At 46.9% G+C, this 6,510-nt stretch carries 5 protein-coding genes; 3 read left to right on the top strand and 2 right to left on the bottom strand.

What is annotated here, in order from left to right; genetic code table 11:
* A partial coding sequence (locus ACWVCM_RS09480) for a GlgB N-terminal domain-containing protein (protein WP_455201499.1) occupies positions 1 to 236 on the bottom strand: 236 nt, incomplete at its 3' end.
* Between the two features lie 309 nt (positions 237 to 545).
* On the opposite strand from ACWVCM_RS09480, the gene glgC reads away from it, so the two are divergent.
* The 3 genes from glgC to malQ are packed head-to-tail and all read left to right on the top strand — an operon-like array spanning position 546 to position 5,088.
* The gene (gene glgC, locus ACWVCM_RS09475; protein ID WP_455201498.1) at positions 546 to 1,814 is read left to right on the top strand and encodes a glucose-1-phosphate adenylyltransferase; all 1,269 of its coding nucleotides are present in this window, start codon (positions 546 to 548) and stop codon (positions 1,812 to 1,814) included.
* Positions 1,804 to 3,528 carry a hypothetical protein gene (locus ACWVCM_RS09470; RefSeq protein WP_455201497.1) on the top strand — a complete coding sequence of 575 codons (1,725 nt, stop codon included), beginning with the start codon at positions 1,804 to 1,806 and terminating at the stop codon, positions 3,526 to 3,528. Before glgC ends, ACWVCM_RS09470 begins: the two co-directional genes overlap by 11 nt.
* Before the next feature lie 51 nt (positions 3,529 to 3,579).
* Complete coding sequence (malQ, locus tag ACWVCM_RS09465) at positions 3,580 to 5,088, top strand: 4-alpha-glucanotransferase (protein WP_455201496.1); 1,509 nt, start codon at positions 3,580 to 3,582, stop codon at positions 5,086 to 5,088.
* 22 nt (positions 5,089 to 5,110) lie between these two features.
* Here the strand turns inward: malQ and glgP are convergent.
* The coding region (gene glgP, locus ACWVCM_RS09460) for an alpha-glucan family phosphorylase (RefSeq protein ID WP_455201495.1) at positions 5,111 to 6,510 on the bottom strand (1,400 nt) is incomplete at its 5' end.

Genomic DNA, 6,510 nt, shown 5'->3' with positions numbered 1-6,510 from the left:
CCGGGCTCTCCCTTCCATTCAAACAGGTCAGTATCTGGAATGCGCTGGAAATTTGCGCTTATATCCGGTAGTTGAACCTCAGTCGCCCGGGGCATGAAGACCCGCACTATTTCAGTGCCGTCGATGTTATGTTTGCCCAGCACGGAAAAGGGATCATGGTGTGTGGCGTTGATAATTTTCGACAATTCTCTGTCAAGGACTCGCTCACTAGAACGCGATGGTTGATTGCTGTTCATTGTCGGCGCAGTCCCGGGTGAGGGTGAATCATCAGGATTTGATATTGTTTTGTTGGGTGAATCGTCCATCGGGATTTAAAAATTCAGCGTATGTTAAGGTGCAATTCTCTACAGAATAATTCTTCTTGTTGTCAATAGCTATGCAATATATGCTAACACAAAAATAGTATTAAATACGGATCAGGATCAATGTTTTGTGACCTCAAAATGTAATATTGTGACTATAAAGTAATGCGTTTTTTTTTCCAGCATAATAAATTTGAACGAGAACTCTCTTAACACGTTTTATACGTACAAAGGAGCAGAGGAATGGCGAGCTCGCATACACCACGGTTTGTAAGTCGTTTGACGCGGAACACCCTGGCAATGATTATGGCCGGTGGAAGAGGATCGCGATTAAAAGACCTGACGCGCTGGCGTGCAAAACCGGCGGTGCCCTTTGGTGGAAAGTTTCGCATTATCGATTTTGTGCTTTCCAACTGTGTGAATTCCGGGATTCGCCAAATCGGTTTACTGACCCAATACAAATCTCACTCCCTGATTCAACATGTGCAGCGGGGTTGGAATTTCATGCGCGGTGAGTTTGGAGAATTTGTCGAATTGCTACCGGCCCAGCAACGAATCCAGGAACAATGGTATGTCGGTACTGTTGATGCCATTTATCAAAACATCGATATCATTCGCAACCATGAGCCGGATTATGTATTAATCCTGGCAGGGGATCATATTTATAAAATGGATTACGGCCCGATGATCGCCGCACATGTCGATAGCAAAGCTGATATCACTGTAGGGTGTATAGAAGTGCCACTGCAGAAGGCAACGGAATTTGGTGTAATGAGTGTTGATACCGACTGGAAAATTAAAAGTTTTGCAGAAAAGCCAAAACGACCTGACCCTATGCCCAACAATCCAACCATGGCGCTGGCGTCAATGGGTATCTATGTGTTTAATGCCAGGTTTCTTTATGATTTGCTTATCGAAGATGCCGACAATATCGAATCTGACCATGACTTCGGCAAAGATGTAGTGCCGAAACTTGTTGAAAACTACCGGGCTGTTGCTTATCCATTCCGTGATGTTCAGCGTGACAGTTCGGCATACTGGCGTGATGTAGGAACCGTCGATGCTTTCTGGCGCGCCAATCTGGAGCTGATTGGCATTACTCCGGAATTAAATTTGTATGATGAAGATTGGCCTATATGGACTTACCAGGAACAGTTACCACCCGCCAAGTTTATATTCGATGACGAAGACCGGCGTGGCATGGCGGTGGATTCCATGGTATCGGGTGGATGTATAATTTCGGGCTCCACTGTTCGGCATTCTTTGCTGTTTTCCAATGTGCATGTTAATTCGTATGCAGAAGTTGAAGATTCTGTGATTTTGCCGGATGTGGAAATTGGCCGAAATTGCAAAATTAAGCGTTGTATTATCGATCGAGGTTGCAAGATACCGGATGAACTGGAAATTGGGGTAGACCTGGCCAAAGACCGTGATCGATTTTTTGTCTCGCCTGAAGGTGTGGTATTGGTAATTCCGGAAATGCTGGGTCAAGAACTTCACTATGTCCGATAGCTCGAAACTTAATGTAGTCATATGCTGGCATATGCACCAGCCGTCATATCACGACCGTTCATCCGGTGAGTATTGCCTGCCCTGGACCTATCTGCATGCGATAAAAGATTATGTTGATATGGCGGCGCATCTTGAGTCTGAGCCTAAAGCTGCGGCTGTTGTAAACTTCGCACCGATATTGCTGGAGCAGATCGATGATTATGCTCAGCAGATAAACGGCTACTTCCTGCAAGGTTCTCGTATTACGGATCCCCTGTTATGTGCATTAGGGGGGGCAGTGCTCCCAGTTGAAATCGGCGAACGTATCAAGCTGGTTCAGGACTGTTTAAGAGCCAACAAGGAACGTCTCATAGATCGCTATGAAAATTATCAACGTTTAACGGAGTTGGCAGACTGGTTTCTGAAACATCAGGATGCCAATATTTACATTAACGATCAGTTCCTGGTAGATATTATCGTCTGGTATCACCTGGCATGGCTAGGAGAGACAGTACGGCGTGAAGATAAGCGCATAGAGGAGTTAGTGAACAAAGGTAGTGGGTATACGTTACATGAACGCCGAGTGCTGCTGGAGATCATTGGTGATTTGCTGTCTGGCGTGATTCCCCGTTACAGGGCGCTGGCAGAATCCGGTAAAGTGGAGTTATCTACCTCTCCCTATGCGCATCCCATCGTGCCCTTGTTACTGGACCTGAACAGTGCCAGAGAAGCCATGCCCGATGCCAGCATGCCTTTGCTGGAAGCTTACCCGGGCGGACAAGAAAGCGCGCGTTGGCAAATTCAACACGGTATTGAAGTGTTTGAGCATTACTTTGGCTTTAAGCCAGCAGGGTGCTGGCCATCGGAAGGAAGTGTGAGTGATGCCGCGTTCAAGTTGTTTGAGCAAAGCGGTTTTCGTTGGGTGGCCAGTGGGGAAAATGTTTTAAACAACAGCCTGCATAAAACGGCTGAATCAAATAAACCTGAAGAACAACAACACGATCCTGGGCATTGCCGAGCGTTTTGCCTGGAAGGTCATGACATGGCGTGTTTCTTTCGTGATGATGGTTTATCTGATCTGGTCGGATTCACCTATTCAACCTGGCATGCCGATGACGCGGTTGCCAACCTGGTGCATCATCTGGAAAACATCGCCACTACAATCGGTGAAGATACCGGCCAGCACGTGGTTTCCATTATTCTTGATGGCGAAAATGCCTGGGAATACTATCCAGAGAACGGGTTCTATTTTCTCAATGCACTTTATAAAGAAATAGCTGAACACCCCAGGTTGAACCTGACGACGTTTTCCAGCTGTCTGGACCGTAATGTTCCCAAAACGCCTTTGCCGCACATAGTGGCGGGAAGTTGGGTGTATGGTACCTTTTCGACGTGGATCGGTGACGCGGATAAAAATCGCGCCTGGGATATGTTGGGTGATGTTAAGCGAATCTATGATAAAGTGGTTGATTCGAATCGTTTGTCCGATGAACAACGAGCGGCGGCCGAAATACAGTTGGCGATATGTGAGGGATCAGACTGGTTCTGGTGGTTCGGGGATTATAATCCATCAGAAACTGTCAGTGACTTCGATCATTTGTTTCGTATGCAACTCGTTAATCTGTGTCAGTTACTTGGGGAGGAACCACCGGAGTATCTGTCCCATGCTTTTGCGCACGGAAGTGGCGCACCGCAATTGGGCGGTGTTATGCGCAGGGGCTCTGAACAGAATTAGTCTGTCGCGATTTTATTATTTAATCTATAGCTGATTACTGACAAGCGATTAATGAGCAAAACTATCGAGCATCGCGCAATACCCCATTCCACGTTACGTCAACGTCGAGCAGGCGTCATTCTTCATCCTACATCTTTGCCTGGGGAATATGAACAGGGAGATTTGGGACCTGAAGCCTACCGTTTTGTAGATTTTTTGAATGCCTGTGGATTAACGATCTGGCAGATGTTGCCAGTAACACCTACCCATGAAGATGGTTCTCCTTATATGGGCCTGTCAGTCGATGCAGGAAATCCCGAACTGATCAGTCTTGAGTTATTAAGCCAGTGGGGCTGGCTGGATGATGAATTATTGTCAGAAGTGAGTAGCGTTGCCAGTAAAACCTATTACCTCAATGAAGCCTATAAGGGATTCCTCAAGCGGGCAGAAAAAGCACACAAAGAAGAACTTCAACAGTTTGTTGCTGATAACAGTTCATGGCTGGAAGACTATGCCCTGTTTATGGTATTGAGGGAGCATTATAAACACAAGGGCTGGAACTATTGGCCGGAAAAATATCGAGATCGCGAAGCCGATGCATTGGAAAAAGCCAAAAAGCAATATAGAGAAGGTATAAAAGAGATTTACTTTGAGCAATTTGTTTTTTTTCGTCAATGGGCCTTGCTCAAGCAGTATGCCAATCAACGTCAGGTACTAATGGTGGGCGACATGCCCATTTTTGTTGCACACGATAGCGCGGAGGTCTGGCAGCACCAGGAATACTTTGATCTGGATGCCGATGGCTTCCCGAATACCGTAGCCGGTGTGCCGCCGGATTATTTTTCTGAAACAGGCCAACGCTGGGGTAATCCATTGTATCGATGGGACCGGCTCGCAGATGATGGCTTTAAATGGTGGATAGAACGATTCCATGTCGCGCTTATACTGTACGATGCAGTTCGCGTCGATCACTTTCGTGGTTTTGAAGCGTATTGGGAAATTGATGCTCAGGAAGAGACGGCAATAAATGGTCGCTGGGTTAAAGCACCCGGTGAAGCATTGTTTAATTCATTGCAACAGTCCGTCGGTGAACTACCTATTATTGTTGAAGACCTTGGCACTATTACGCCGGAGGTAAATGCGCTTCGTGAACAGTTTGGCTGGCCCGGAATGAAAATATTACAGTTTGCATTCGATGGTGATGAAGCCAATCCTTATTTACCGCACCACCATGTTGAAAACTGCGTGGTATATACGGGCACCCATGACAACGACACCACGCTCAGCTGGTTCGAGGATTTGCCTGAGCATAACAAAAAAAATATTTATCAATATATGGGTAATCCTGGTGAGCCCATGCCATGGGCGCTGGTGGAATGTGCGTTTCGTTCAGTGGCCAATTGGGCGATAGTGCCCATGCAGGACCTGTTGTCCCTGGGGAAAGGACATCGCATGAATACGCCAGGCACCTCGAAAGGTAACTGGAGCTGGCGTTTTCAATGGAAGCAGGTTGACGACCATGTTGCCGAAAAGGTAAAAGCCATGGTTACCCAGTTCGAGCGTGATGTAGAATCCAGCTGATTTTTTCCAGGCGTAAAATCTTCTAAATCCAGATCATATACCCTGCTTCAAAACGATTCGCCAGCAAACGGTGTGATGGATACATGCGCAGTTGATAGAGCTGTTTCCCCGGCAAACTCGGCTTTAAATTGATGCTAAACAGGGTATCACCTTTATCATTATCACCAATCGCATCAAAAATAAAATGCTCGTGTGCTTTAAATTCGCCGCGCCTGTTTTCAGTACCAACAATACATTCCACTATTACATCATCCGGAGTTAGTCCAGCCAGATTAGCCGCGATTCGAATCGGTAATGTATCCCCCGATAGGATCGTACCTTCACATTCATCAATGCGACGGATTTTTACGCTAGGCCAGACTTTAGCAATTTTCTTTTTCCATTCCGCCAGCTCATGCGCTGGTTCATTGTTGTTAGCGCTCAGTGTTTTTTGGTGATTGTTGGCGCGCGTGTAAAAGTTATTGACGTAATCTTTTACCATGCGTTGCGCATTGAAGTTTGGGATAACCGTGCGCATTGACGCTTTAGACATACGCACCCATTTTTCTGAGTAGCCGCGTCCATCGCGTTCGTAATACATGGGAATAACTTCATTCTCGATGATGTCCAGTAAATCCTTGGCTTCTTCCTGGTTGCGATACTCGGCATCAAACTCCTGGCCGTGAGGCGCAATGCCCCAACCATTGTCGCCTGAGAATCCTTCTCCCCACCAACCATCCAGCACACTCAGGTTTACAACACCGTTAATACCCGCTTTTTCTCCGGATGTGCCACTGGCTTCCAGGGGGTATTCCGGTGTATTTATCCATACATCGACACCTGATACCAGTTTGCGCCCCAGAGACATGTCGTAACCTTCTAACAACAGAATGCGACCTTCGAATTCCGGGCGCCGGGAGAACTCGTGTATAACACGAATTAAATGCTGACCGGGTTGATCATGCGGGTGCGCTTTTCCGGCGAAAATTAACACCACTGGTCGGTTGGCGATATTAAGAATTCTTGCTAAACGTTCCGGATCGGAGAATAACAGGGTTGCACGTTTGTAGGTGGCAAAGCGTCGGGCGAATCCCAGGGTAAGAATATCGGTTTCCCGTGGTTCAATGAAACGGACCAGGCGATTTACCTGTGCTTCGCTACAGCCGTTACGACGCATTTGTTGCACGGCCCGGCGCCAGACATGCTCCATCATTTCGCCCTTAACCGATTGGCGTAAACTCCAGTATCGATGGTCCGGTATGTCATCAATACACTGCCAGTAGTCAGGCTCGGTTAATTTGTTACGCCATTCCTTAAAGCGCATGTCAAACAGGTTTACCCATTCCCGGGCTAGAAAGGTAGGAACATGAACGCCGTTGGTAACATATGAGACGGGATTTTCATCATGCGGTATTTGTGGCCAGACATAACCTTCCATTTGTG

The sequence above is a fragment of the Kaarinaea lacus genome (assembly GCF_975902315.1).
Note: the sequence above shows the minus strand (reverse complement) of the source record. Positions and strands in the feature narration are given on the sequence as shown.